Annotated in this window: 20 protein-coding genes and 1 pseudogene; 9 read left to right on the forward strand and 12 right to left on the reverse strand. The window is 71.8% G+C overall.

The genetic code is table 11. The features are described from left to right. The 3 genes from B1205_RS26755 to B1205_RS26765 form a co-directional block, all read left to right on the forward strand. A partial coding sequence (locus B1205_RS26755) for a nuclear transport factor 2 family protein (RefSeq protein WP_089158142.1) occupies positions 1-291 on the forward strand: 291 nt, incomplete at its 5' end. Positions 292-397: 106 nt separating this feature from the next. After that, entirely contained in the window at positions 398-634 is a 237-nt protein-coding gene (locus B1205_RS26760) for a hypothetical protein (RefSeq protein WP_140158150.1), read from the forward strand. A gap of 76 nt (positions 635-710) precedes the next feature. Then, positions 711-1,802, forward strand: a complete 1,092-nt coding sequence (locus tag B1205_RS26765) for a winged helix DNA-binding domain-containing protein (RefSeq protein ID WP_089158143.1) — start codon at positions 711-713, stop codon at positions 1,800-1,802. A 47-nt stretch (positions 1,803-1,849) separates the two neighbouring features. Here the strand turns inward: B1205_RS26765 and B1205_RS26770 are convergent, their stop codons facing one another. Continuing rightward, positions 1,850-2,794 (reverse strand): LysR family transcriptional regulator, encoded by a 945-nt coding sequence (locus B1205_RS26770; RefSeq protein WP_176308816.1) that lies wholly within the window; start codon positions 2,792-2,794, stop codon positions 1,850-1,852. A 91-nt stretch (positions 2,795-2,885) separates the two neighbouring features. Here B1205_RS26770 and B1205_RS26775 point away from each other — a divergent pair, with 91 nt between their 5' ends. After that, a complete protein-coding gene (locus tag B1205_RS26775) occupies positions 2,886-4,139 on the forward strand; it encodes an MFS transporter (protein ID WP_089158123.1) in 1,254 nt (417 codons plus the stop codon). On the opposite strand, the gene B1205_RS26780 is transcribed toward B1205_RS26775, so the two are convergent. Beyond that, the gene (locus B1205_RS26780) at positions 4,117-5,142 is read right to left on the reverse strand and encodes a hypothetical protein (protein ID WP_089158124.1); all 1,026 of its coding nucleotides are present in this window, start codon (positions 5,140-5,142) and stop codon (positions 4,117-4,119) included. The genes B1205_RS26775 and B1205_RS26780 overlap by 23 nt on opposite strands. Before the next feature lie 89 nt (positions 5,143-5,231). Here B1205_RS26780 and B1205_RS26785 point away from each other — a divergent pair, with 89 nt between their 5' ends. Next, a complete protein-coding gene (locus B1205_RS26785) occupies positions 5,232-5,855 on the forward strand; it encodes a TetR/AcrR family transcriptional regulator (protein ID WP_089158125.1) in 624 nt (207 codons plus the stop codon). A gap of 23 nt (positions 5,856-5,878) precedes the next feature. Here B1205_RS26785 and B1205_RS26790 read toward each other — a convergent pair whose 3' ends face one another. From B1205_RS26790 to B1205_RS26805, 4 genes are all read right to left on the reverse strand, one after another. Further along, positions 5,879-9,487: a CHAT domain-containing tetratricopeptide repeat protein gene (locus B1205_RS26790; RefSeq protein WP_089158126.1), complete on the reverse strand. Its 3,609-nt coding sequence runs from the start codon at positions 9,485-9,487 to the stop codon at positions 5,879-5,881. Beyond that, positions 9,484-9,813: a hypothetical protein gene (locus B1205_RS26795; RefSeq protein WP_089158127.1), complete on the reverse strand. Its 330-nt coding sequence runs from the start codon at positions 9,811-9,813 to the stop codon at positions 9,484-9,486. The genes B1205_RS26790 and B1205_RS26795 overlap by 4 nt, the downstream gene beginning before the upstream one ends. A gap of 36 nt (positions 9,814-9,849) precedes the next feature. Beyond that, complete coding sequence (locus B1205_RS26800) at positions 9,850-10,467, reverse strand: GNAT family N-acetyltransferase (protein WP_089158128.1); 618 nt, start codon at positions 10,465-10,467, stop codon at positions 9,850-9,852. 61 nt (positions 10,468-10,528) lie between these two features. Then, entirely contained in the window at positions 10,529-11,137 is a 609-nt protein-coding gene (locus tag B1205_RS26805; RefSeq protein ID WP_089158129.1) for a class I SAM-dependent DNA methyltransferase, read from the reverse strand. Between the two features lie 80 nt (positions 11,138-11,217). Here B1205_RS26805 and B1205_RS26810 point away from each other — a divergent pair, with 80 nt between their 5' ends. The 4 genes and pseudogenes from B1205_RS26810 to B1205_RS26825 all read left to right on the forward strand — a co-directional run bounded on the left by B1205_RS26810 (position 11,218) and on the right by B1205_RS26825 (position 14,195). Then, complete coding sequence (locus tag B1205_RS26810; protein WP_089158130.1) at positions 11,218-12,027, forward strand: ABC transporter ATP-binding protein; 810 nt, start codon at positions 11,218-11,220, stop codon at positions 12,025-12,027. After that, entirely contained in the window at positions 12,024-12,785 is a 762-nt protein-coding gene (locus B1205_RS26815) for an ABC transporter permease (RefSeq protein ID WP_089158131.1), read from the forward strand. The genes B1205_RS26810 and B1205_RS26815 overlap by 4 nt, the downstream gene beginning before the upstream one ends. Positions 12,786-12,815: 30 nt before the next feature. Further along, positions 12,816-13,531: pseudogene (locus tag B1205_RS26820) on the forward strand (MerR family transcriptional regulator). Between the two features lie 61 nt (positions 13,532-13,592). Beyond that, positions 13,593-14,195, forward strand: a complete 603-nt coding sequence (locus B1205_RS26825; protein ID WP_089158132.1) for a YdeI/OmpD-associated family protein — start codon at positions 13,593-13,595, stop codon at positions 14,193-14,195. Between the two features lie 6 nt (positions 14,196-14,201). Here B1205_RS26825 and B1205_RS26830 read toward each other — a convergent pair whose 3' ends face one another. The 6 genes from B1205_RS26830 to B1205_RS26860 form a co-directional block, all read right to left on the reverse strand. After that, positions 14,202-14,585 (reverse strand): NUDIX domain-containing protein, encoded by a 384-nt coding sequence (locus B1205_RS26830; protein ID WP_089158133.1) that lies wholly within the window; start codon positions 14,583-14,585, stop codon positions 14,202-14,204. A 38-nt stretch (positions 14,586-14,623) separates the two neighbouring features. Continuing rightward, the gene (locus tag B1205_RS30105) at positions 14,624-14,797 is read right to left on the reverse strand and encodes a hypothetical protein (RefSeq protein ID WP_176308817.1); all 174 of its coding nucleotides are present in this window, start codon (positions 14,795-14,797) and stop codon (positions 14,624-14,626) included. Then, on the reverse strand, positions 14,794-15,027 hold the full coding sequence (locus B1205_RS26840) for a hypothetical protein (protein WP_254910238.1): 234 nt from the start codon (positions 15,025-15,027) through the stop codon (positions 14,794-14,796). The genes B1205_RS30105 and B1205_RS26840 overlap by 4 nt, the downstream gene beginning before the upstream one ends. A gap of 529 nt (positions 15,028-15,556) precedes the next feature. Further along, positions 15,557-16,747, reverse strand: a complete 1,191-nt coding sequence (locus tag B1205_RS26850; RefSeq protein WP_089158135.1) for a helix-turn-helix domain-containing protein — start codon at positions 16,745-16,747, stop codon at positions 15,557-15,559. 255 nt (positions 16,748-17,002) lie between these two features. Continuing rightward, the gene (locus B1205_RS26855) at positions 17,003-18,814 is read right to left on the reverse strand and encodes an acyl-CoA dehydrogenase (RefSeq protein ID WP_089158136.1); all 1,812 of its coding nucleotides are present in this window, start codon (positions 18,812-18,814) and stop codon (positions 17,003-17,005) included. Between the two features lie 175 nt (positions 18,815-18,989). Continuing rightward, the gene (locus B1205_RS26860) at positions 18,990-22,385 is read right to left on the reverse strand and encodes a BTAD domain-containing putative transcriptional regulator (RefSeq protein ID WP_089158137.1); all 3,396 of its coding nucleotides are present in this window, start codon (positions 22,383-22,385) and stop codon (positions 18,990-18,992) included. Positions 22,386-23,601 lie beyond the last annotated feature (1,216 nt).

A 23,601-nucleotide genomic window follows, 5' to 3' on the forward strand; every position in this document is an offset into this window, starting at 1 on the left:
GCGATGACCCCGGACGTCAGATGGCCCAACGGTTGGGAGGGCGGCGTCCTGCACGGTCGCGCCGAGGTCGGCGCCTACTGGCGCCGGCAGTGGTCCGAACTCGATCCGTCAGTCACGCCGACCGCGTTCGTCGTGGAACCCGACGACCGCGTCGCGGTGTCGGTTCGTCAGGTGGTGCGGGACAAGTCCGGGGTCGAGCTGGCGAACCACACCGTCACCCACGTCTACCGTCTCGTCGACGGGCTGGTGGCCGAGATGGAGATCCGCCCGCCGGGGGCCGCCGACAGGTAGGTGCGGACAATGCAGGTGCGACTCGGCGGCGACGTCGTCGGCCGTGGTGCTGCGACGGGCCCGGTGAGCGGTTTGTCGCATCGCCGCCCCGGGCAGAAGACGGTCCATGATGGATTCACCTAGCGGAAGAACCGGTCGTCTCGTCCTGCGCGTCGTCGGCGTGGTGGCGGTGGTCGTCGGCGTGCTCGGGGCGCTCAGCAGTGCGGTCAACGGCAACCTCGTCGGGATCGTCCTCAGCGCCGTGTTCATCGCCGGCGGGGTGTTCGCGCTCAAGCGCTCGGGCGCTCCCCGCCGGGCCGGCGGCTCGGCGTCCGCGTCGGCCGCCGGTCAGGGAGCGCACTGAGCCGGCCCGTCACGTCCGGCACCGGCACCGGCCGCGCGTGGCGATCGGTGTCGGTGCCACCGCCTACGCTGTGGCGATGGTTGACCGACGGCAGGTGATGGGCTTCCGTGTCCGGGCCCAGCAGCTCGACCGCGTCGGGGGCGCGTTGGCCGACACCGCCGTGCTCGACCTCGGCGTGCAGGACACCGGCCCCGACGGCGGTCGGTGGGCGCTGGCACTGCGCGGGGTCGACGTGTCGGCACCGGCCGACGACGACCTGGTGTTGCTCTGGACCGTCCGCGGCGCTCCCCACCTTTATCGCCGCGCCGACGTCGGCCGGGTGGCGGCGGCGGTGGAGCCGTTCTCGGACGCCGACGCGGGCAAGCGCATCTACGACGCCGCCAAGCCGTTGAAGGCGGCCGGCATCACGATCCTCGACGCGCTCGACGAGGTGGCCGCGCGGATGCGGACGATCGTCACCGGTCCGACGGTCAAGGGCGACGTCTCGGGCCACCTCGCCGAGCTGCTGCCCGAGCCCTACCTGCGGTTCTGCCGACCGTGCGGCGTCACCCACATCTACGAGATGCCGTTCCGGCTGGCCGCCGTGCGCGCCGGGTTGGAGTTGACGCCCGGCACCTCGCCGCCGGTCCTGCGGCGCATCCCGCGGTTCCGCCGGGCGGCGGCCCCCGGCGACCGGTTCGACCTGATCCGCGCCTACCTGCGGCTGCTCGGTCCGGCCACGCCGAAGCACGTGGCCGACTACCTCGACGCGCCGGTCAAGGACGTGAAGGCCCGCTGGCCGCAGGACGTGGTCGAGGTGACGGTCGACGGCGAGACGCGGTCGCTGCTGGCCGCCGACGAGGCGGCACTGGCGTCGGCCGAAGGCGTCGGCACCCGCCTGCTCGGTCCGTTCGACCTGTTCCTCCAGGCGAAGGACCGCGCGACGCTGGCGCCGGACCCGGCCCGGGCCAGGGAGTTGTGGCCGGTGCTGGGCCGTCCCGGCGCCGTCCTGGCCGACGGTGAGCTGGTCGGCACCTGGCGTCCCCGCAAGTCCGGCGTCAAGCTGACCGTCGCCGTGCAGCCGTGGCAGAAGCTCCCCGACAGCCGGCGTCGTGCGGTCGTCGAGCAGGCCGAGCGGCTCGCCGCGCACCGCTCGGCCACCCTCGCCGGTGTCGAGTTCGCCGACTGACAGAGGTCCGGGCGACGGGTCACGAGCCGCCGGGCGCGACGGCACGATCATGTCGGCGCCGGCGCACGGCGTGGCCAGGACGGGTGCCACACCGGCCCGGCCAGCGGCGGCAGGCCGGCGAGGTGGTCGATGATCGGTGCGAGCGCCGGGTGCGGGGCCGTCGCGGGCAGCATGAGCGAGATCGGGTACGCGAGCGTCGGCTGCACGATCGGGATGCGACGCAGGTCGTGGCCGGCCGGCCAGAGGTAGCGGTCGCGCGCGCCGACGAGGGTGGCCAGGTCGGTGGCGTCGGCCAGCGCGTCGAGAAGCACCTCGTTGCCGAAGTTCGGGCCGGTCGCGTCGATCCGGAGGTCGAAGGCGGCGGCCAACTCGTCGTAGAACTCGGACCATTCACTGCGGGCGACGATGCCCGGCACCCAGATCCTCAGGTTCCGCAGGTCGGGCGGGCTGAGGGTGCGGGCGGAGGCGAGCGGGTGGCGGGGGCCGACGAGGAGTTCCAGCGGTGAGTCGAACGCGTGCACCATCCGCACGCCGGACGGCAGCGTGGTCGGGTCGGTGACGGTGCGGAAGGCGGCGTCGAGGTCCCCGGCCTGGACGGCGGCGGCCACGCGGAGGGGGTCGTCCACCCGGAGCGTTACCACGTCGAGGTCGAGGCCGGGTCGTGACCGCCAGTAGTCGTGCAGGATGACGGCCTGCGCGCTGCGCAGCCCGAGCACGTCGATCCGCAGCGCCCGCGAGCCCGGCCGGACCGAGGCGACGGCGCGGTCGGCGTTCGCGACGACGTTGCGGGCGTGCGGGAGGAAGACCCGGCCGTCGAGCGTCAGCTCGACCCCTTTCGGGGTACGGGTGAACAGGCGGACGGCCAGCTCACGTTCCAGGGTCGCGACCCGTTTCGAGACGGCCTGCTGGGTGACGCCCAGCTCGTCGGCCGCGTGCTGCAACTGCCCCAGCTCGGCCGCCCGGACGAACGATCGCACTGCCTCGGTGTCCACCGGCTCACCCTATGGTCGCCCAACCGACGGTTGTGGCTCGCCGACGGTCGGTTGTTTGCTCCGGTGCCACCCCGGTCGATCTGATCCGGGGGTGCGGGACAGAATCGGCGCCGGCTTCGGCTGGCTGTGGTCGGCCTACACGGTCAGCACGTACGGCACATGGCTCGCGTTCGGCGCGTTTCCGCTGCTCGCGGTGCAGGTGCTGGACGCGTCGGCGTTCGCGGTGTCACTGCTGGAGGCGGCCGGGCCGGCCGTCGCGGCGGCCGTCGCGGTCCCGCTCGGGCCGTGGGTCGAGCATCGACCGAAGCGTCCGGTGATGATCGCCATGGACCTGCTCCGGTTCGCCGCACTGGTGAGCGTGCCGGTCGCGTACGGCCTGGGGTTGCTCTCCTACGGGCAGCTCCTTGTCGTGGCGGTGGTCTGCGGGAGCGCCGGCATCGCGTTCACGGCGGCGTCCGGCGCGTACCTGAAGCACCTGGTCCACGGCGACCGGCTGCTGGTGGCGAACGGACGGTTCGAGGGCACGGCCTGGGTGGCGACGGCGGCCGGTCCGCCGCTCGGCGGCGCGCTGGTCGGGCTGCTCGGCCCGGTCGTCACCGTCACGGTCGACGCGGTGAGCTACCTGCTGTCCGCGCTCGCCGTGCGCCGCATCCGCGGCGACGACGTGACGACGCCCCGATCTGGCGGAACGCGTGCCGTCGACGTGCTCGCCGGCTGGCGGTTCATCCACCACGACCCGGTCCTGCGGCGGCTGTTCCTCAATTCGGTGCTGGTCAACGGTCTGATCACGGCCACCGTGCCGCTGTTGGCCGTCCTGCTGCTGGGCGGGTACGGCTTCCCGGCCTGGCAGTACGGACTTGCCTTCGGCCTGCCGGCGCTGGGCGGGTTCGTCGGGGCCCGGCTCTCCCCCCGCCTGGTGCGGCGCCACGGCCTGCACCGGGTCATGACCGCCTCCGGCTGGCTGCGCTCGGTGTTCCCACTCGGGCTCGCGTTCCTCCGGCCCGGCGTCACCGGGCTGGTCACCGTGATCGTGGTGGAGGCCCTGCTGATCGTGTGCATGGGCGTGTTCAATCCGATCTTCGCCACCGAACGCCTGCGGCGGACTCCCCGGGACCGGGCCGCCCGGGTGTTGGGCGCGTGGAGTGTCGGCAACCGGCTGACGCAGGCCGCGCTGACGGCGCTGTGGGGCGTCCTCGCCACCGTCGTCGGACCGCTGGCCGCGATCACGGTGTCCGGCGGGTTCCTGCTCGCCACCCCGCTCCTGCTGCCCCGCGCGGCACTGATGCGATCCGCGGCCTCCGGTGTGGACGCCTCGGCGGCCGTCACCGTGCATAGCGCTCGCTGATCGTCGCGAAGGCGGCCTTGGGCTCCCAGGGCAGGCCGGGGTAGGTGTCGCCGTCACGGTCCTCGAACACCTTGACCACCCCCAGGCTGGCGAGGTCGAGATCGTCGCGGGGATCGCCGTCGGGGCGGTGCGGCAGGCTTTCGAGCGCGAAGAGGTGGACGAAGGCGCTGTCGACGCCCTCGCTGTCGAAGATGTCGAGCAGTTCACCGAGGTACTGCGCCTGACCGGCCTCGTCGCGTTCGTACCGTCCGTCCAGCCGCATCGGCACGCCGGTGACCTCGTCGTTGACGAGGATCTCCATGCTGCGCGGCGCCACGTCGCCCGCGCCGCGCCACGTCGCGGTGCCGAAGCCGGTGACCGCGAGCGGCCTGGGCTGGTCGACGAGCGCGCGCACACCGTCGCGGAAGTGGTCCGCGACCTCGGCCGACCGGATGAGTTCGAGCGTGACGATGTCGAACAGTTCCCAGTCGACGTCCTCCAGCGGCACGGCGGCGTAGGTGACCCTTCCCCGGAACCGGGCCCGGATCTCCGCCACGGTGTCGCGGAGGAACCGGTCGAGCCGGGCGCGCAGCTCGGTGATCCGTCCGGCCCGCCGGTCCGGGTCGCCCAGCAGGTGGGCGAGTCGCTCCCCGACGCGGGCGCCGTCGACGAACCCGTGGTTCATCAGGCTCAGCTCGACGCCGGCCACGAACACGATCTCGGCCCCCGCCTGACGCAGCCGCTCGGCCCGTTCGGCGCAGTCGAGGAACAGCACCCGGATCTGATCGGTGGTCAGGTCCAGCGGGTACGGCGAGAACCACACCTCCAGGCCGAGTTCGGCGGCCGCCCGGGCGGCGAACTCCAGCCGCTCGGGGTCGCCGCCGATGAGGTGGACGGCGGTGCAGTGCAGGTCGTCGCGGATGATGCTCAGCTCCCGCCGGACCCGGTGCGGGTGGAACTCGGTGATCGAGCTCCTGCCGTCGCGAACGAACCCGGTGTCGTAGGCGATGCCTCTGGCGCGCATGTGTCCATCCCTTCCGTCGAAGACGTCTCAGCCAATTCTTGCGTGCGCGCAACTTTGCGTCAACGCAGGAAAGGCAAGATACTGCTCGGGTGACGGGTCTTCGGGAACGGAAGAAGGAGGCCACGAGACAGGCGCTGCGGGCCGCCGCGCTTCGCCTGGCGATGGAGCGCGGCCCGGAGAACGTCCGCGTGGACGACATCGCCGCCGCCGCCGGGGTGTCCAAGCGGACCTACAACAACTACTTCGCCAGCCGGGAGGACGCGATCGTCGCCGCCGTCACCGCGGAACGCGAGGCGCGCGTCGCGACCGCCCTGGCCGACCGGCCCGCCGCGGCAGGGCTCGCCGACGCCGTGATCGACGCCGTCGTCGAGCAGTACACCGATCCGGGCGGGCAGGCGCGGGACGCGCTGCTGATGATCACGGCCAGTCCCGCCCTCCGCGCCTCCTACACCGGCACGGCGGCCATGATCGAGGGGCCGCTCGCGGAGGCCATCACCGCGCGCTGCCCCGGCGTGGACCCACTGACCGCCCGGGTGCTGTCCGCCGCCGTCGGCGCCGCGGTCAAGGTTGCGTTGCAGCAGTGGCTGGAACCGACCGGACCGCCTCCGTCGCCCGCCGGCCTCGTGGTCCCCGCCGGATCACTGCCGGACCTGCTGCGGGCCGCGCTCGCGCCGCTCGTACCGGCGCTGGAGGCGGCCGGCAGGCACTCGTGAGCGGCGAGGACCGGACAAGCCCTTCACTCGTCGCCGCGGTCGCCCTCGTTCAAGGCATCGACGAACTCGCTCGTCAGTTCCGTCGGGACGATCCGCGCGGCCTCCCGCTGGAACAGCTCGTCCGCTACGTACGGTCTTTCCTGCCGCAGTTGGCTCAGCGTCGAGGTGGGCCAGATGCCGGTGGTCGAGCGCCAGGCCGCCGCCGCCCCGAGCAACGAGACGACGGCGTCGTCGTGGTGGCCGCGCCGCGCCAGCAGGGTGCCGAGTTGTTGGTACGTGATGGCCGCGCTGTGCCGGTCGTCGAACTCCCGGAAGATCTCCACTGCCTGCCGGTAATGCTGTTCGGCCTGCTCCAGCCGTCCCTGCTCCTGCGCGACCCGGCCGAGCTGGTGGTAGCTGCGCGCCGCGCCGTGCTGGTCGCCGAAGTCGATGTAGATGCCGAGGGCCTGCCGGTAGTGCTGGTCGGCCTGCGCGAACCGCCCCTGCTCCTGCGCGGCTACGCCGAGCTGGTGGTAGGTGTTGCCCGCGCTGTGCTGGTCGCCGAACTCCAGGTAGATGTCGAGGGCCTGCCGGTAGTGCTGCTCGGCCTCGGCGAAACGCCGCTGCCACTGCGCGACCATGCCGAGCTGATGGTAGGTGCTGGCCGCGTCGTGTCGATCACCGAAATCCAGCTTGATCTCCAGCGCCTGCCGGAATTCCCGCTCGGCCTGCTCAAGACGCCGCTGCTCCTGCGCGACCCGACCGAGCTGATGGTGGGTGCGAGCCGCGGAACGCCGGTTGTCGGACGCCAGGAAGATCTCGAGGGCCTGCTGGTAGTGCTGCTCGGCCTGCGCGAAACGCCGCTGCTCCTGCGCGACGATGCCGAGCTGGTGGTAGGTGACGGCCTCGGAGTCGCGGCGGCCGAGTGCCTCCTTCATCGCGAGTTCGGTGGCGTAGTGCGCGTACGCGTCGTTCAGCCGCCGCTGTCTCAGCGCGGTGGCGCCGGCCATGTTGTGCAGGTCCAGCAGCTCCCACCGTTCGCTCGGGGAGTCGCCGCCGGGGTGCCGGGCGATGGCCTGTTCCAACAGGCTGCGGCTCGCGCCGAGTTGCTGGGTCTGGTCGAGGTACTGGTTCAGGACCCGGATGAGGCTGAGCACCGGCTGCCCACCACGCTGGGCATGACCGACGGCGGCGGTGAGGTTCGCGTACTCCGCCTTGACGGCGGCCTGACCGATGGCCCGCTGGCGCGGGTCGTTGTCGACGGACAGCCGTTCGAGATGCGCCGCGAGCGCGCTGTAGAACCGGTAGTGCGTCCGGACGCACGCCTGCTCCAGCGGGGCGTCGTCCCGCAGCCGGTTGCGCAGGAAGTACGGCAGGATCGGCATGATCTGCACGAACCCGACGAGCGTCGGATGTGCGGTCGCCAGACCGACGCGGCGCAGTTCGGCGACCGCGGCTGCCAGGTCGACCTCCCCGGGATCGAGCCCGGACGGATCGGCGCGCAGCTCGGTGAGGTAGGCGGCGAGCATCGGGACCGGGATGCTGGTGGTGAACGGGGCGAGCAGCAACAGCGAGGTCTGCAGGGCCGGATCGAGCTTGCCGTGGCTGTACTCGATCACCCGCCGCGCGACCATCGTCGGATCGGCGCTGCCCTGCCCGGCCCGCAACTCGGCGAGGATCTGCGCCGGCGGGGTGCGGGCCAACTGCGGCACGACCACGGTCATCGGCAGCGGATAGCCGTCCAGCAGGCGGATCAGGTCCTGCAACGCCTCGCGCTGCGTCTCGTCGACGGTCCCACCGAGCCACCCGAGCCCACCATGGCGGCGCAGGATCCGTTCGAGCAGGTCGGCGGCGGCCTGCGGATCCAGGCCGGGCAGCTCGTACACGCTGTCGGCGAACGTCGAGTGGGCCAGCCACGTCTCGGCCTCCCGGGAGCCCACCACCAGCAGCGTGCGCCCGCCGCGCAGACCGGCCAGGAACCGCGCCAACCGGTCGCGCTCCGTCTCGGGCAGCGTGTGCGGGATCGCCGCCGGGCTCGCGGTGATCGATTCCGCGTTGTCGAGGACGATCAGGTGCCGGGCGGCCCGCAGGCGGTCGGTGACCATCCCGATGCGCGCCTCCAGGCTCAGCGCCTCCCAGCCGGCGAACTCGACCGCCGTCAACAGCTTCCGGGCGATCTGCCGGCTGATCTGCTCGGCGGTCCAGGCCTGCTCCTCGTACGAGAACGCGAAGACCTGGTCCACCAGGCCGGTGCGCTGCCACCACCAGCCGGCGTGCGCCAGCAACGTGGACTTGCCCGCGCCGGCCATGCCCCGCACCAGCACCTGGGTGTTCTCCGGGTCGGTCAGCAGCAGGCGTTCCAGCGCCTGGAGGTCGAGGTCCCGCCCGACGAACCCGTACTCCACCGCCGGCGGCGCACCGACCTGTGCCCGTCGCCGGTAGAACCACTCCCGCTCGTCCGGGCTCATCGGCCGCAGCGCCAGCCGGGAATCGCGCTGGGCGAACACCACCGGCAGGATCCAGTCCTCCAGGTCCAGGTCCTGCTCGAAGTGCCCACGCCGGGCCTTGACGTCGTGCAGCGCCCGGCGTGCCTCGTACGCCGCCGCGACCGGATCGTCGCCGGCCGCCAGGCGTCCGTAGAGCACCGGCATGGCCTGTTTGGCCGCGGTCACGGTCACCGAGTAGGCCATTCCGACCGCGACCGGGGCGCCCGCGGCGACCAGATCCTGCGCCAGGCTGGCCTCGCTGCCGTCCTGCATCGCCGACTGGCAGGCGTTCAACACCGCCACCGCCACCCGGTGCTCCGCCAACAACTCCGCCACCTGCGTCGACGGCACCGGCCGAGCGGTGCCCGCCGTACTCGTCTCGAAGAACAGGAAGCCCTGCCGGCCCGAGGTGGGAGCGCTAGCCGGATCGAACAGGTAACGACCGCTCGCCACCCCGCCGGCCATCGCGCCCGGTGTGCCGAACCCGCCGTGCACGTCGAAGTGGACCACCTGGTACCAGCCCGGACCGTGCTCCCGGGCGGCCGCGCGCAGCGTGTCCCGCAACGCCTCCCACGTGCCCGGCCGCACCAGGTCCACCGTCACCGGCGTCGCCGTCTTCCCGATCGCCTCCAACAGCGGTTGCGAGATCGTCCGGTATCCCACGTCGCGGGCGCCGAACGGGCGCGCCGTCACCACCAGGATGTTCAAGGTGGCCGCCGGGTCCGGCAGCTTGTAGGGCAGCGGGAGCCGGGCGTCCTGACGCACCAGCGGCATCCGCAGCGCCAACCGCACCCCACGCTCCGGGTCACACAGCGTCTCCCAGTGCAGTCGCTGGAACCCGGCCGAGCCCCGGACCACCAGCCGGTGACCCGCGAACCCGTCGTCGAAGGCCCGCCGGTACCCGAACGCCGCCTCGCCCGTGAACACCTGCCGGAACAGCGCCTGCCCGTACTCGGCGACCAGCCCGGCCGCCTGCCGTTCCAGGTCCTTGTCCAGGAACGGATACCGCAGGTGCTGCTCGAAGTACCAGGCCAACAACGTCTCGCGGGCGTCGTCGACCGGCGCGCGGACGGTCACGTCCGCGCCACCCGCGTCGCCGAAATCCACCCGGACCGCGAACGAACCGTCCTCGGCGACCGACATCTCCCGCACCAGGATGTCGATCACGACACCTCCCGGCGAGCCCTGGCCACCACCACCCGGTCACCGTCGGCCGAGGTGAACTCGACCACCTCCACCTCGGACACCTCACGCCGCGTACCGGCCCGCCGCAACACCCGCCGCACCAGGTCGTACACCACGGCCGCGGCCAGGTTCACCGCGAGCGGCACCACCACCAGCTCCGTGACACCCGGCAGGAACGAGCCCGGCGGTACGTGCGCCAGTTCGGCCGGACCCGCCTCTGCGGCGTCCGGCTCCTCGTTCCAGGCCTTCACGAACGCCGCGGCGCTCACCCCGACCGAGGCGTCCACCGCCACCACCGTGTGATTCATCACTCCACTGTGCCAGCACCCGCCAACCACCCGCCGTCACCGTTTCGGGCGGGACTGCCACATCTCCCGGGTCATCTCGTACTCGACCTCGCCCTGCTCGGCGTCCGGCAGCGGGTCGTCCCACTCGGGGAAGAACGTGCGCACGTACCGCATGCCGACGGCCGCCATGACGCGGCGCGAACCGACGTTCACGGTCATGGTCTGCGCGATCACCCGGCGCTGCCCGACGGTGTCGAAGGCGTGCCGCAGCAGGCAGCGCGACGCCTCGCTGGCCAGGCCCTTGCGCCAGTGCCGCCGGACGAGCCGGTAGCCCAGTTCCGCCACGGTCGGGTCGTCGGCCGGTTGGTCCGGGCCGTGCGCCGGCGGGAGCATCATGAGCCCGACGAACTCGCCCGCGTCCTCGCTGGCCGGCGCGATCGAACCCCGCCCGCAGTCACCGGACCCGAACGCCATCCAGAATCCCAGGCCGTCGACCGTGGTCGCCTGGCCGATCCGCCGTGTGTGGTGCTCGACCACCTCGCCCCGGGTGCGGGCCCGGCCGAAGAGGTAGCGGAGCACCTCGGCGTCGGAGTCGAGCCGCACCTCCAGGTCGAGGTGCCGATCGGCCAGGGGAACCAGCAGCAGGCGGTCGGTGCGCAAGATCGGTTGGGGCATGCGGCCACGATCGCACGGCCCTGCCTGCCCGGCGATCGTATTCCGCCGCCGGCCGCCCGGCTCAGCCGGTGGTCCGGACCGCCGCGACGGCGGCGTGCGGCCGGCGGCCGGCGTCGCCGGGCCGGTGCAGCCGCTCCACCTCCGTAAAGCCGGCGCGCGCCAGCCGCTCGGAGAACTCGCTCACCGGCCAGCGGTAGGCGGTGAGCACCTTGTGGTCGAACGCGGCGACCTCGTCGCCGACGAAGATGCCGAACACCGCGGTCGCGCCCGGCGTCGTCACCCGGCGGAACTCGGCGAGCACCGCGTCGAGGTCGTCCGGCGGCAGGTGGATCACCGAGCCCCAGGCCAGGATGCCGACGGCTCGCCGGTCGGCGACGGCGAGCCGTTCCATCGACCCGAGCACGTAACGGCCGCCCGGGTGGGTCGCCCGGGCGTGGGTGACGAATTCGGGCACGACGTCGACGCCGATCGCGTCCGCGCCCGCCGAGCGGAGATGGTCCGTGAGGTGGCCGGGGCCGCAGCCCAGATCGAGCACCGGACCGGGCCGGCCACCCAGGTGCCGCCGGATGAAGGCGAGGTCGTCGGGGTGGACCTGCTCGCTCGTGCCGAACATCTCGATGTAGAGGGCCGCGACGGACGCGTACGCCCGGCGGACCTGTGCGGTCGTCATGCTCCGACCCTAGAAGCCGCTTTGCCGGTCCCCGACGCGGGCTTGACCTTGACGCAGCGTCAACCCCGCATGCTCACGCCATGTCGGAGAAACAGTTGCCGGACCAGCCGGCCCGCGAGCCCGCGATCCAGGTCCGCGGCCTCAGGAAGTCCTACCGGGATCTGCACGTCCTGCGCGGGGTTGATCTCACCGTGGCGCGGGGCAGCATCTTCGCCCTGCTCGGCGCGAACGGGGCGGGCAAGACCACGCTCGTACGGATCCTGGCCACGCTGCTCAGGCCGGACGCCGGTACGGCCGCCGTGCACGGCTTCGACGTCGTCGCCGAGCCGGCGAGGGTTCGGGAGTCGATCAGCCTCACCGGGCAGTTCGCGGCCGTCGACGAGATCCTCACCGGGCGGGAGAACCTGGTGCTGGTCGCCCGGTTGCGGCACCTGCGGGACCCGGGCCGGGTCGCGGACGACCTGCTCGCCCGCTTCTCCCTGACCGACGCGGCCACGCGGCGGGTGGCGACGTACTCCGGTGGCATGCGCCGCCGCCTCGACATCGCGATGAGCCTCATCGGCGAACCACCGGTGATCTTCCTGGACGAGCCGACCACCGGGCTCGACCCGCAGGCGCGGATCGAGGTGTGGCAGGCGGTCCGGGAACTCGCCGGTCGGGGCACGACCGTGCTGCTCACCACCCAGTACCTCGACGAGGCCGAACACCTGGCCGACCGGATCGCCGTCCTGCACCAGGGGCGGGTCATCGCCGACGGCACGCTCGCCGAACTCAAGCGGCTCCTGCCGCCGGCCACCGTCGAGTACGTGGAGAAGCAGCCGACGCTCGAAGACGTCTTCCTCGCCATCGTCGGCGACGCAGTCGTCGCTGACGGAAAGGACGCCCGGTGAACAAGCACTTCCTCGGCGACACCGCCACCCTGCTGGGCCGGTCGCTGCGCCACATCGGCCGCAGCCCGGACACCATCATCACGACCCTGATCGTGCCGATCGCGTTCCTGCTGCTGTTCGTCTACGTGTTCGGCGGCGCCGTGCAGGCCGGACCCGGCAGGTACGTCGACTACCTGCTACCCGGCATCCTGCTGGTCACGGTCGCCTCCGGCATCTCCTACACCGCGTACCGGCTCTTCCTCGACATGAGGAGCGGCATCGTCGAGCGATTCCAGTCGATGCCGATCGCGCGCTCGTCCGTGCTGTGGGCGCATGTGCTGACCTCGCTGGTCGCCAACCTGATCTCGCTCGTGGTGGTGGTGCTGGTCGCGCTCGCGATGGGCTTCCGCTCGGGGGCCGGCGTGCTCGCCTGGCTGGCGGTGGCCGGCATCATGACGCTGTTCACGCTGGCGCTGACGTGGCTCGCGGTGATCCCGGGCCTGACCGCGACGTCGGTGGACGGCGCGAGCGCGTTCTCGTACCCGTTGATCTTCCTGCCGTTCGTCAGCTCGGCCTTCGTCCCCACGGACAGCATGCCCGGGCCGGTGCGGGCCTTCGCCGAACACCAGCCGGTCACGTCGATCGTGGACGCGATCCGCGACCTGTTCGCCGGGCATCCGGCGGGCGGCGACCTGTGGATCGCGCTCGCCTGGTGCGCCGGCCTCCTCGCCCTCGCGTACGGCGGCGCCGTCGCCGTCTACCGACGCAGGGTCGGTTGACGGTGCCGGGTCTTCGGGCAGGCTGAGACCATGCTGACCATCGGACGGCTGGCGTCGTACGCCGGGGTGACCATCCGCGCGGTGCGCCACTACCACCAGGTGGGGCTGCTCNGCGGCTGGTCCGGATCCGGACCCTCGCCGAGGCCGGCGTCCCGCTGGCCCGGGTCCGCGAACTGCTCGACGCCGACCCGGAGACGTTCGCCGCCGCGACCGCCGAGATCGACCGCGAGCTGCGGAGCCGGATCCGCGCGCTCCAGGAGCACCGGCGACGGATCGCGCGCCTGGGTTCCGGCGACACCCTGGCCGTGCCGGCGGAGGTGGTCGAATACCTGGTCCGGCTGCGCGCCACCGGGGCGCCGGACGCCATCGTCGAGGGTGAGCGGGACGCGTGGATCCTGATGGCGGCCCGCTGGCCCGAGGCGATCCCGGCGATGATGGCCGACAAGGCGGCCCAGTTGGCGAACCCGGACGTCGTCCGGCTCTACCGCCTCTTCGGCCGGATCGCGGCGGACGGGACGGACGAGGCGCTGCTACGCGAAACCGCCGACCTGATGAGCGAGCTGTTCGCCCAGGCCGAGGCGAGCGGCGAGCTGGCCCTCCAGGAGGACGTGACGCCCGACCCGGCGTTCGTCCGCCTGATGGACGCGTTCTCCGACGCCGCCCACCCGGTCGTCGGCCGGCTGCGCGCGATGCTCGCCGAGCGTGGGTGGACCGGATGGACGGTGGTCGAGAAACGCCGTCCGTGAGGGCCGGTGATCGCGCGGCCTCGACGTGGCGGCCCGCACACCCGGCCGTTAGCCTGCCGTCATGCCGAGCGCCGAACTGGATGAGTTGATCGTCGCGGACGCCGACGCGCTGCGCGCGTGGCTGTCGGCCCACCACGCCACGTCGCCGGGCGTGTGGCTCGCCCTGACCAAGAAGGGCGGCACCGTCACGACGCTGACCTGGCAGCAGGCGGTCGACGAGGCGTTGTGCTTCGGCTGGATCGACGGGCAGGCCCGCAAGCGCGACGACGAGTCGTCCTGGATCCGGTTCACCCCGCGCCGGCCCCGCAGCATCTGGTCGCAGCGCAACGTCGCGCATGTGGCCCGGCTGGAGGAGCAGGGCCGGATGCAGCCCGCGGGCCGCGCCGCGGTGGAGGCGGCGAAGGCCGACGGGCGCTGGGCCGCCGCCTACGCCCCGTCGTCGGAGGCCGAGGTGCCGGCCGACCTGCTCGCCGCCATCGCCGCCGACCCCGCCGCCCAGGCCATGTTCGACGTGCTCACCAAGACCAACCGGTTCGCCCTGATCCACCGCGTCAACGCGGTCAAGCGGGCGGAGACCCGGGAGCGGAAGATCGGCGAGTTCGTCGCCATGCTGGCCCGCCACGAGACGTTCCACCCGCAGAAGGCCAGACCTGAAACCTCCTGACCGCCGTCACAGCATGGCCGCCACGTCGTCGTGGGCGAGAGCCAGGCCGCCCAGCTCACCGAGCCCGACCCAGGCGATGTCGTCATGCTCGTCGGGCGCACGGTTGGTCGGCGAGCCGACCCAGTCTCCGACCTGCCAGACGCTGACGCGCACGGCGTCCGCACCGCTGCCGGCGTGCCAGTCACCCAGCCGGGAGGCGGACTCCGCCACGATGCGCACGCCGAGTTCCTCGTGCATCTCACGGGCGAGGGCCGTCAGCTCCGACTCACCCGCTTCGACGTGCCCGCCGGGCAGATCCCAGACATCCGGATAGGCCCGGCGGGTCGGGCTGCGGTGCACCAGCAGGACCGCGCCGTCTCGCACGAGCGCGCCGGTGACGACGACATGCATGACGGAATTGGAGCACAGGGGTAGGACAGGCCCGTCGCTCAGCCGATTCGGCGCAGACGCACCTTCGGGCGCACGTTGCGGAGATGATCCAGCTTGTGCTGGCGTACCTGCTCCTCCCACGCCGCCTGGTCGTGGTCCGGATCCGGCGGCACCCACCGGTGCGACCCGTCGTGGTAGTGGTACTTCTCGTCTCCCGCCCGCACCACGCTCACCGCACCCACCCCAGGAACCGCCGGTGCAGGGCACCCGCCGGCGCCCACCCCAGATCCGCCGAGGCCCGCACGAACTGCGCCCCCAGGTACAACGCCAGCGACACCGACGCCCCCTCGTACTCCGCGCGCAACTCATGCCGCCGCACCGCGCACGGCCACGGCGTATCACAACCACCGCACACCCAGGTCGGCACCACCGGCTCGTGGGCGACCGCCAGCCGATCACCCACGCCACCTTCNGAGTCAGCCGCGCCCCGCGTCACGTCCGCTCCCCCGGTCGCCACTGCGCCCGACTGATCGGAAGCCGGTGGTGAACCTGGCAGGGCAACTCCGCACCGCAACGACACACCCACCGCCACTTCCGCCAGGACCAGGTCGGCCGGTGTCGGCGAACGAGCGTGAACGCGACTGCCAACAGATAGCCCTCATACGACAGGCGTCGCGCGGCGGTCGGCAGGCAGGAAGCCTCCGTGCCCCGCCCACGATCCGGTTCATGATCGTGGGCAGCGCCCTGTCGCTGATCCGAACCGGCCAGTTCGAGGATTCTCCGCTTCGCCGCCTCCCACTCGGCGTCCTGGACATCCTGGCCCGTCCGGCGTCTAGCCGGGCCTCGTCGACCGCTCATCCCCACCTCCGTCTGCTGAGGCCCGTCAACCATCGGTCAGAAGATGGTCGACAACGCACCCCGACTTCGGGCGGCACCCTTACTCGCCCGGAACGGACAGCAGAGCGGCGCGGTGATGGATTAATTACCGTTGGTTATGGGGTCATGGTTATGCCGAAACGCCCGGCAAGTGACCGCAGCTCGGTGGGCACGGCTCGCCGTTTGGCCCGCTGTGCCATCGCCACGACCGCATTCTGGGCGAGCGGGTTGAGCGAGAATGGCACCGGCGCGGCCTGCTCCGCACGCACGAATGCCGCAAGCGCCTCGCCGTCCCGGCGGCCGGAGTCGGCCAGCGCACGCCCGAGGTCGAGCCAGTACGACATCTGCCGGATCGACGCCGCGAGCACCTGGGGGCGTACCGTCCTGGACAGCTCGATGACCCGGCCGGGCTCGCCCGACTCCCCCGCGATGGACATCTCCCACAGCGCCACGTTGGTGGGTCCGAACCCGCAGCCGTTGAAGCCCATGCCGTCTTCGGGATCGCCCAGGGTGGCGGCCTCCCGGGCCGCCTCCGTCAGGTGATCACGCGCGGCATCCGGGCGTCCGCTCACCGTCGAGGCCAGCGCCGCCGACAGGTGCAACTGACCCAGCATCTGCCGTACCCGCTCGTCGGCGGCGGCGGACTGAAGCTCGGACAGTGTCCGGTCGGCGGCACGCGCGGCCAGGGACGCCGACTCGATGGGAAGGCTCTGCGCGTACGCGAAGCGGGACGCGCCCAGCCACGCCGGCTCCTCCACGTCCTCAGCGGCGGTCACAGCCACCCGTGCCGCGCTCAACGCCAGATGCCGGTAGCCGAGGTGCCGCAGGCACGCCGACGCCTGATAGGCCACCTGCACAAGGACCGTCCCGCCCGCGGCGGCGGCCTCCAAGAGCAGGCCCGGCAGCATCTGCGCCATCGCCGGGAAGTTCGAACGTTGGCGGAGTTGCTCACTGCGGGCGACGGCTGCGATCAGTTCCTCGGCACTGCGGGTCGACGGCCGCCGCTCACCATCCTCGATCTCGATGAGCGCCGACCAGATCGCCGGCACGCATTCGGCCGCACGCTCGCGAGCCGGATCGCCCGTCTCGGTGCCCTGTCCGAGCAGATCCGCGACCGTGACCTGCAACGCGGCGGCGACGGCGACCAGGGTGGACCGCCGGTCGATCGTCTCACGGCCGGACTCGACCTGCGAGATGTAGGACTGACTGACCCCGGCGAGCCCGGCGAGGACGGCCTGGCTCATCCCGCCACGGCGCATCCGCCAGTACCGGATCCGAGCGCCGATCGTGTCGACCTTCCTGGCCATGCTGGTCGCCTCCCGATGCCGGCATGCCCCTTCGCACGGTACACCGCAACAGTACGAGCTCCTCGTGCTGACGCCGAGCAGCTCTCGGGCAGCGATATACCTTTCGGTCATAATTATGACTCAGCGGTATGTCGACTCACCGGGATGTATGCGGTAGAGACATGACGGAGAGTGTTGGCGGCGGTGTCACCACGGACTGCGGCCAACAGGGGGCCGCGCTCGGTCGCCTCCGTGGCTCCGGTCGACGAGCAGCGGTCAGAACCAGCTCTCCCGCATGTCCAGCGTGCTCCGGTCCAGGCTCTCCAGCAGGTCGAACTGCGTCGTCACCTTCGGCAGCTCCCACCGGTAGAAGTACCGCGCCGCCGCCCGTTTGCCCGCGTGGAACTCGTCCTCGGTCGCCCCCGACGCCTCCACCACCAGCACCTGCTCCAGCCACATCCACGCGATCACCACATGCCCGATCGCCTCCAGGTAGACCGAGGCGTTCGCCAGCGTCAGCTCCGGATCACCGGTGGCCCACAACCGCCGGGTCACCACCGCGACCCGGTCCACCGCCGTGGCGAGCCGCCCGGCCAGGTCGGCGGCGAAGCCGTCCGCCTTCCAGGCCCGGTCCACGGTGGCGCGGATGGTCTCCAGCAGCAGTTCCAGTGCCGCTCCGTCGCGCACGACCACCTTGCGGCCGAGCAGGTCGAGGGCCTGGATGCCGTGGGTGCCCTCGTGGATGGCGTTGAGCCGGTTGTCCCGCCAGTGCTGCTCGACGTCGTAGTCGCGGGTGTAGCCGTAGCCGCCGTGCACCTGGATGGCCAGGTCGTTGGCGGCCAGGCACCACTGCGACGGCCAACTCTTGGCGATCGGGGTGAGCAGCTCCAGCAGCAGGTGCGCCCGCTCCCGGTCGGCCTCGGCGGGTGCGGTCTTCTCCTCGTCGAGCAGCCGTCCGCAGTAGAGCACCAGCGCGAGGGCGCCCTCCACGTAGCCTTTCTGGGCCAGCAACATCCGGCGTACGTCGGGGTGGGCGATGATCGGCACCTGCGGCGTGGTGGGGTCCTTGTCGGTCACCGGCCGACCCTGCGGGCGTTGCCGGGCGTACGCGACGGACTTCAGGTAGCCGGTGTAGCCGAGGGCGGTGGCGCCCGCCCCGATGCCGACGCGCGCCTCGTTCATCATGTGGAACATCAACGCCAGCCCCTGGTGCGGCGCCCCGACGAGGTAGCCGACCGCCCCGGCCCGCCCGTACGGTCGGTGCACGCCCTCGCCGAAGTTCAGCAGCGTGTTCGTGGTGCCCCGGTAGCCGAGCTTGTGGTTGAGGCCGACCAGCACCACGTCGTTGCGCGGGCCGAGCGCGCCGTCGGCGTCCAGCAGCACCTTCGGCACGATGAACAGCGACAGGCCCTTCACCCCGGGCGGCCCGCCGGGGATGCGGGCCAGGACCAGGTGGACGATGTTCTGGGCCAGCTCGTGGTCCCCGGCGGAGATCCACATCTTGGTGCCGGCGATCCGGTACGTGCCGTCGTCCTGCGGCTCGGCGCGGGTGGTCAGGTCGGCCAGGGAGCTGCCGGCCTGCGGCTCGGACAGGCACATGGTGCCGAAGAACCGGCCCGCGACCATCGGGCGGACCCAGGTGTCGACCTGCTCGGCGCTGCCGTGGGCGAGCAGCAGGTTGGCGTTGCCGAGAGTGAGGAACGGATACGCCGAGGTGCCCACGTTGGCGGCCTGGAACCAGGCGAACGCGGCGGCGGCCACCGCATGCGGGAGCTGCATCCCGCCGACCGACTCGTCCAGCGTGGCGGCGAACAGCCCGGTGCCGGCGAACGCGTCCAGCGCGGCCTTCACCTGCGGAATGGTGCGCACCCGTCCGTCGTCGACGGTGGGCTCGCTCGTGTCGGCGGCCCGGTTGTGCGGGGCGAAGCGTTCGGCCGCGACCCGCGCGGCCAGGTCCAGCACCGCGTCGAACGTCTCCCGGGAGTGCTCGGCGTAGCGGGGCCGCTCGGTCAGCCGGGTCACGTCCAGCCAGTCGTGCAGCAGGAACGCCAGGTCGCGGCGGGACAACAGCAGGTCGGACGATGACACCGGGACTCCCTCCGATCAGCCGCAGCACAGCCCGGGGCGACGGCCTCCCGCAGGTCATCCTGGCTGATCCGGACGACCGGCGCACCCTTCCCCGTCTCGCGTCGCCGCGCCGGCCAGGTCCGGGATCGGTCCTGCCGGCGAAATCGCCGCCCCCGGGCCGCTGGGGCGGGGACCCCTACAGCAGGTGAATCAACCGGGCCTCGATCGCATCGCACTCCCGCGCCCGGTCGGGGAGCGACGTCGTCTCGAGCAACGTCCGGACAGCCTCGCAGTGCTGCCGGGCCGTCTCCGGCTCACCCCGTCGGATCGCCACCTTGGCCTGCACGATGAGGGCATCGCTGTGCAGGGCCCGGTAGGCGTTGCGGGAGGCGATGTGGAGCGCGTCCTGCGCTGTCCGGAAGGCATCGTCAGCGGCGCCTTCGCGCAGGGCGACTTCGGCAAGGCCGATGGATGCCTGGCATTCGAAATATTGGAAGCCACGGGCACGGCTGATCGACAGGCTTTCCGTGAACCGGGCGCGTGCGTCAGCGACAGCCCGGCTCCCCAACAACGCGAAGGCCAGCGTGTTGAGGGTCGCCGCCTCGGCCCGCAAGTTGCGCAGCTTGCGGGCCAGCCGCAACGCCTCGGCGCCGTTGCGAACCGCGGACACCCACTCGTTCATCTGTCGGTCGAGCTGGCTCAGCTCATCGAGCACCGACAGCTCACGCAGGGTCGACCCGGTGCGACGGTAGTAGTCGAGGGCGGCTCCGAAGTGGGCGCGCGCGGGCTCGAAGTCTTCCATCTGCCGGAGGACCATCGCCAGGTTGTGCCGGTTCGCCATCGCTGACAGGTGGCGCGCCGCCCTCTCGTTCAACTGTTGAGCCGCCGCCAGGTAACCGGCCGCTTCGGTGAGTTGCCCCCGTTCATGGCACAGGGTGCCCAGGTCGTTCAACGTCACCGCCCGAACGTGGTGGAACTCGGGGCCGGTCCCGAGGTCCAGTGCCCGCTGGTAGAGCTCGTGCGCCTCGTCCGGGTAACCCAACTCGGCCTGCACGAGCCCGAGGTTGTGCGACAGGTATGCCTCGCCGACGAGCCAGCCGCCGTCGTGGGCGGCCGCGATGCCTCGGCGGTACGCCGCGGCAGCCAGATGATGCTTCCCGGCAGCCCAGTGGGCCTGCCCGACGGTCTGATGCATGGCAGCCTGAGCGAGCACGTCACCTGCGGCCTCGGCGGCGGCGAGGCCGGCCGTTCCGGTGGCGAGCCAGGCGACCACGTCTCCCGACACGAAGAAATAGCCACGGAGCTGGTCGGCCAGCTGCCAGGACCGTGCACCGTGTCCGTGTGCCCCGGCGGCCTCGACCGCGGCGACCAGACTCGCCGCCTCCTGGCCGAGCCATCGTGTCGCCGCATCGAGGTCGGGAAAAGGGGCCTCGGTCGGGTCGACATCGATTGGCAGCCGCACCATATCGGCATAGACGAAGTTCATCGCCGACGCGGCTCGCTGCAGATACCAGGCATAGAGCCGGCCCAGCGCGACGGTGCGGTCGACGGGTGTCTTCGCTGTCGCGCCGGCCCGCAACGCGTAGAGACGCAGCAAATCGTGATAACGGTAGCGGCCCGCGTCGCCGGGCTGGAGCAGGTTTTCCGCGACGAGGTGGTCCAGCGCCGACCGGACAGCCACCAGCTCCGCGCCGAGCAGCGCGGCGACCGCGGCAGCCGAGAAGTCTTCGCCCGGGATCAGCGCGGCGGTTCGGAAGACCACGGCCGCCGTCGACGGCAGGGCACGGCAACTGATGGCGAAGCTGCTCGTCACGGTACGGTCACCGAGACTGAGCTGGGCGAGCCGCAACCGCTCGTCGGTGAGCCCCTGCACGATCTCGCCGAGCGCACCTTCCGGTCGGCCAACCAGTCGGCCCGCTATCAGACGCACCGCGATTGGCAGCCGGCCACACGCCTCGACCAGAGCTTCGGCGTCCCCGCGTTCGCTGTGGATTCGAGCCGCGCCGAGTTTGATCCGCAGCAGGTCCAGCGCCTCGTCCGGCGTGAACACCGGCAGGAGCGTTGTGACCGCGCCGTCAAGATCCTCGCACTGGTTGCGGCTGGTGGCCAGAACCGCGCTTGCACCGGGGCCCGGCAGCAGAAGGCGGATCTGGGCGGCGTTGTGCGCGTTGTCGAGCACGATCAGCACCCGTCGGTCGGCAAGCACGCTGCGATAGAGCGCGGCGGCCTCGTCCGCGTCGGCGGGGACGGCGCGCGCTTCGACACCGAGGGCCTTCAGCAGTCGAGCGAGCGCGTACGCGACCGCGACCGGTCGGTCGTCGCCACCGCGGAGGTCGATGTAGAGCTGACCGTCGGGGAAGTCCCGCCGCACGGCCCAGGCCACCTTCAACGCGAGGCTGGTCTTGCCGACACCGGCCATGCCGGAGATGACGCGGACGACCGGTGACCCGCCATCCGGATAGCGCAGGGCGCGTTCGATCTCGCGCAGTTCCTCGGCACGTCCGCAGAAATCCGCCGGCGGCGCCGGAGCCTGCCGCGGCCTGACGACACCATGGGTCCCCGCCGGTGTGCCCGCGCTCGGGTCCCGCTGTCCGCCGATGACGGCCAGCCGCGCCTCGTTCAACTCGTGGCCGGGGTCCACGCCCAGTTCCTCGGTGAGCCGCTGGCGGACACTCTCGAAGGCGTCGATCGCGGCGGCCTGCTGCCCCGACGCGGCGAGCGCGACGACCAGCCGCGCGTGCAACGACTCGTGCCACGGATACCGCCCGGCCAGCCTGCGCAGGAGCGGAAGGACCTCCCGCTGCCGGTGCACCACCTCACCGAGACGCCCCAGACGCACGGCCGCCTCGACGCGCTCCTCGGCCAGCGCCGTGACCAACGGATCGTCGGAGAGTTCCGGCACGTCCTCGGCGGCGTCGTCGCCGCGCCACATGTCCAGCGCGTCCAGGAGCAGCTCGAAGGCGCGTCCGGGTGGTAGGGCCGGCGCACCAGCCTCCAGCAGGCGGGACCGGTAGGCCACCAGATCCAGCCGCTCGGCATCGGCTCGCAACTGGTAGCCCCCCGAACCGAGGGTCACCGACGGCGGCCCGTCCGGACGCGCTGTCGGCTCCAGCAGGCGACGGATCCGGCTGACGTGCGTCTGCACCACGTTGGCCGCCGACGTCGGTGGCGCGTCCCCCCACAGGAGATGGATCAGCTCCTCGCGGCTCACCGGACGGCCGGGCGTCAGCGCGAGACGCGCCAACACGACACGGTGCCGGCCGGCACCGAGGTTGGCCGGCTGACCGGTCCGGGTGACCAGCAGTGGCCCGAGCACGGAGATCCGGGCCGGTCCGGCTGCCTCGACACGCTGCCGCTGGGGCGGCCGGGACAGCTGCCTCATCCGCACGCGGTCCTCGTGGTGGAGACCCAGGGCGTCCGCCAGCGCCTGCAACGAACCGCCACGCGGCCTGCCGCTGCGGCCCTGTTCGAGATCACGAACCACACCGACGCTGACCCCGGCCCGATCCGCGAGATCGGCCTGCGTCATGCCGCGGCCGACCCGTGCGCGCCGGAGAAGCTCACTGAGACCCCCATGCCCTCCATCGTCCATCGTCGACTCCCCCGGGTTGACGATTCAACTCGTACATCTGTCCTGACGGATCGTAGTACGCGTTCGACTACAGGATCTGTCCCTCCAGCCGTCCGTCAGGAGCGTTCCCCACACTTCGAGCAGGGCGCGACGGGGAGAGCGCCACAACGGGTGAGGAGAACACATTGCACTCATACGCTCGACGAATTGGCCGGTGGACACGCTGCGCGCTGATGCCGATGGCGGTGCTGGCCGTGGCCCTGTCTTCGACGCCGACGGCGGCGTCCGCCGCAGTGGACACCGCCGGACCGGCGGTCGCCCCCGTGCCGGGCGATCCCGCGCTGTCCGACTATCCGGGCCTGACGCCACGGGTGGGAGCGTCCGCCGCGGTGAGCACGACGCCGATCCCCTGCGGTGACAACGGTTCCGACAAGAACATGCAGCGTTCGGAGGCGGTCAAGCGAGCACGAAGCTGGCTCAGCGTGGGCGGGATCCCCTACAGCCAGGGGCGCTGCTACCAGAACCAGTACGGCGACTACCGCACCGACTGCTCGGGGTTCGTGGCGATGGCGTGGGGTCTCGGCGGCTCTGGGAGCTCGTTCTGGACCGGCAACCTGGCCACCCGGTCACACACGATCGCTCGCGGCGACCTCGCCCCGGGCGACGCGCTGCTCCGACACACCGGGGACACAGACGAGAACCATGTCGCCCTGTTCGTCAAGTGGAGCGACTCCGCACACACCGCTCCCGTGGTGATCGAGCAGACGGGCAGCGCGGGCACGATCGAACGGACCTGGACCTCCAGCTACGCCAGCCTGTACACCCCGGTCCGTTACGACAACATCCGTGAGGACGTGTCCCCGGAGGATGTTCCGATCTCGGGTGACTGGAACGGCGACGGCATCGACACCGTCGGCATCTTCCGCCCCAGCACCTCCACCTTCTACCTCCGCGACATCAACAGCGGCGATGCCACCCGCATCTTCAAATTCGGTCACGGCCCCTCCGGCGACATCCCCGTCGCCGGCGACTGGAACAACGACGGCATCGACACCGTCGGCGTCTTCCGGCCCAGCACCTCCACCTGGTACCTNCACCGACGGCACCACCACCACCGACCACCAATTCGTCTTCGGGCACGGCCCCTCCGGCGACCGACCCGTCGCCGGCGACTGGAACAAGGACGGCATCGACACCGTCGGCGTCTTCCGGCCCAGCACCTCCACCTGGTACCTGA

It is taken from the genome of Micromonospora sp. NBS 11-29 (assembly GCF_002140155.1).
Classification (GTDB): domain Bacteria; phylum Actinomycetota; class Actinomycetes; order Mycobacteriales; family Micromonosporaceae; genus Micromonospora.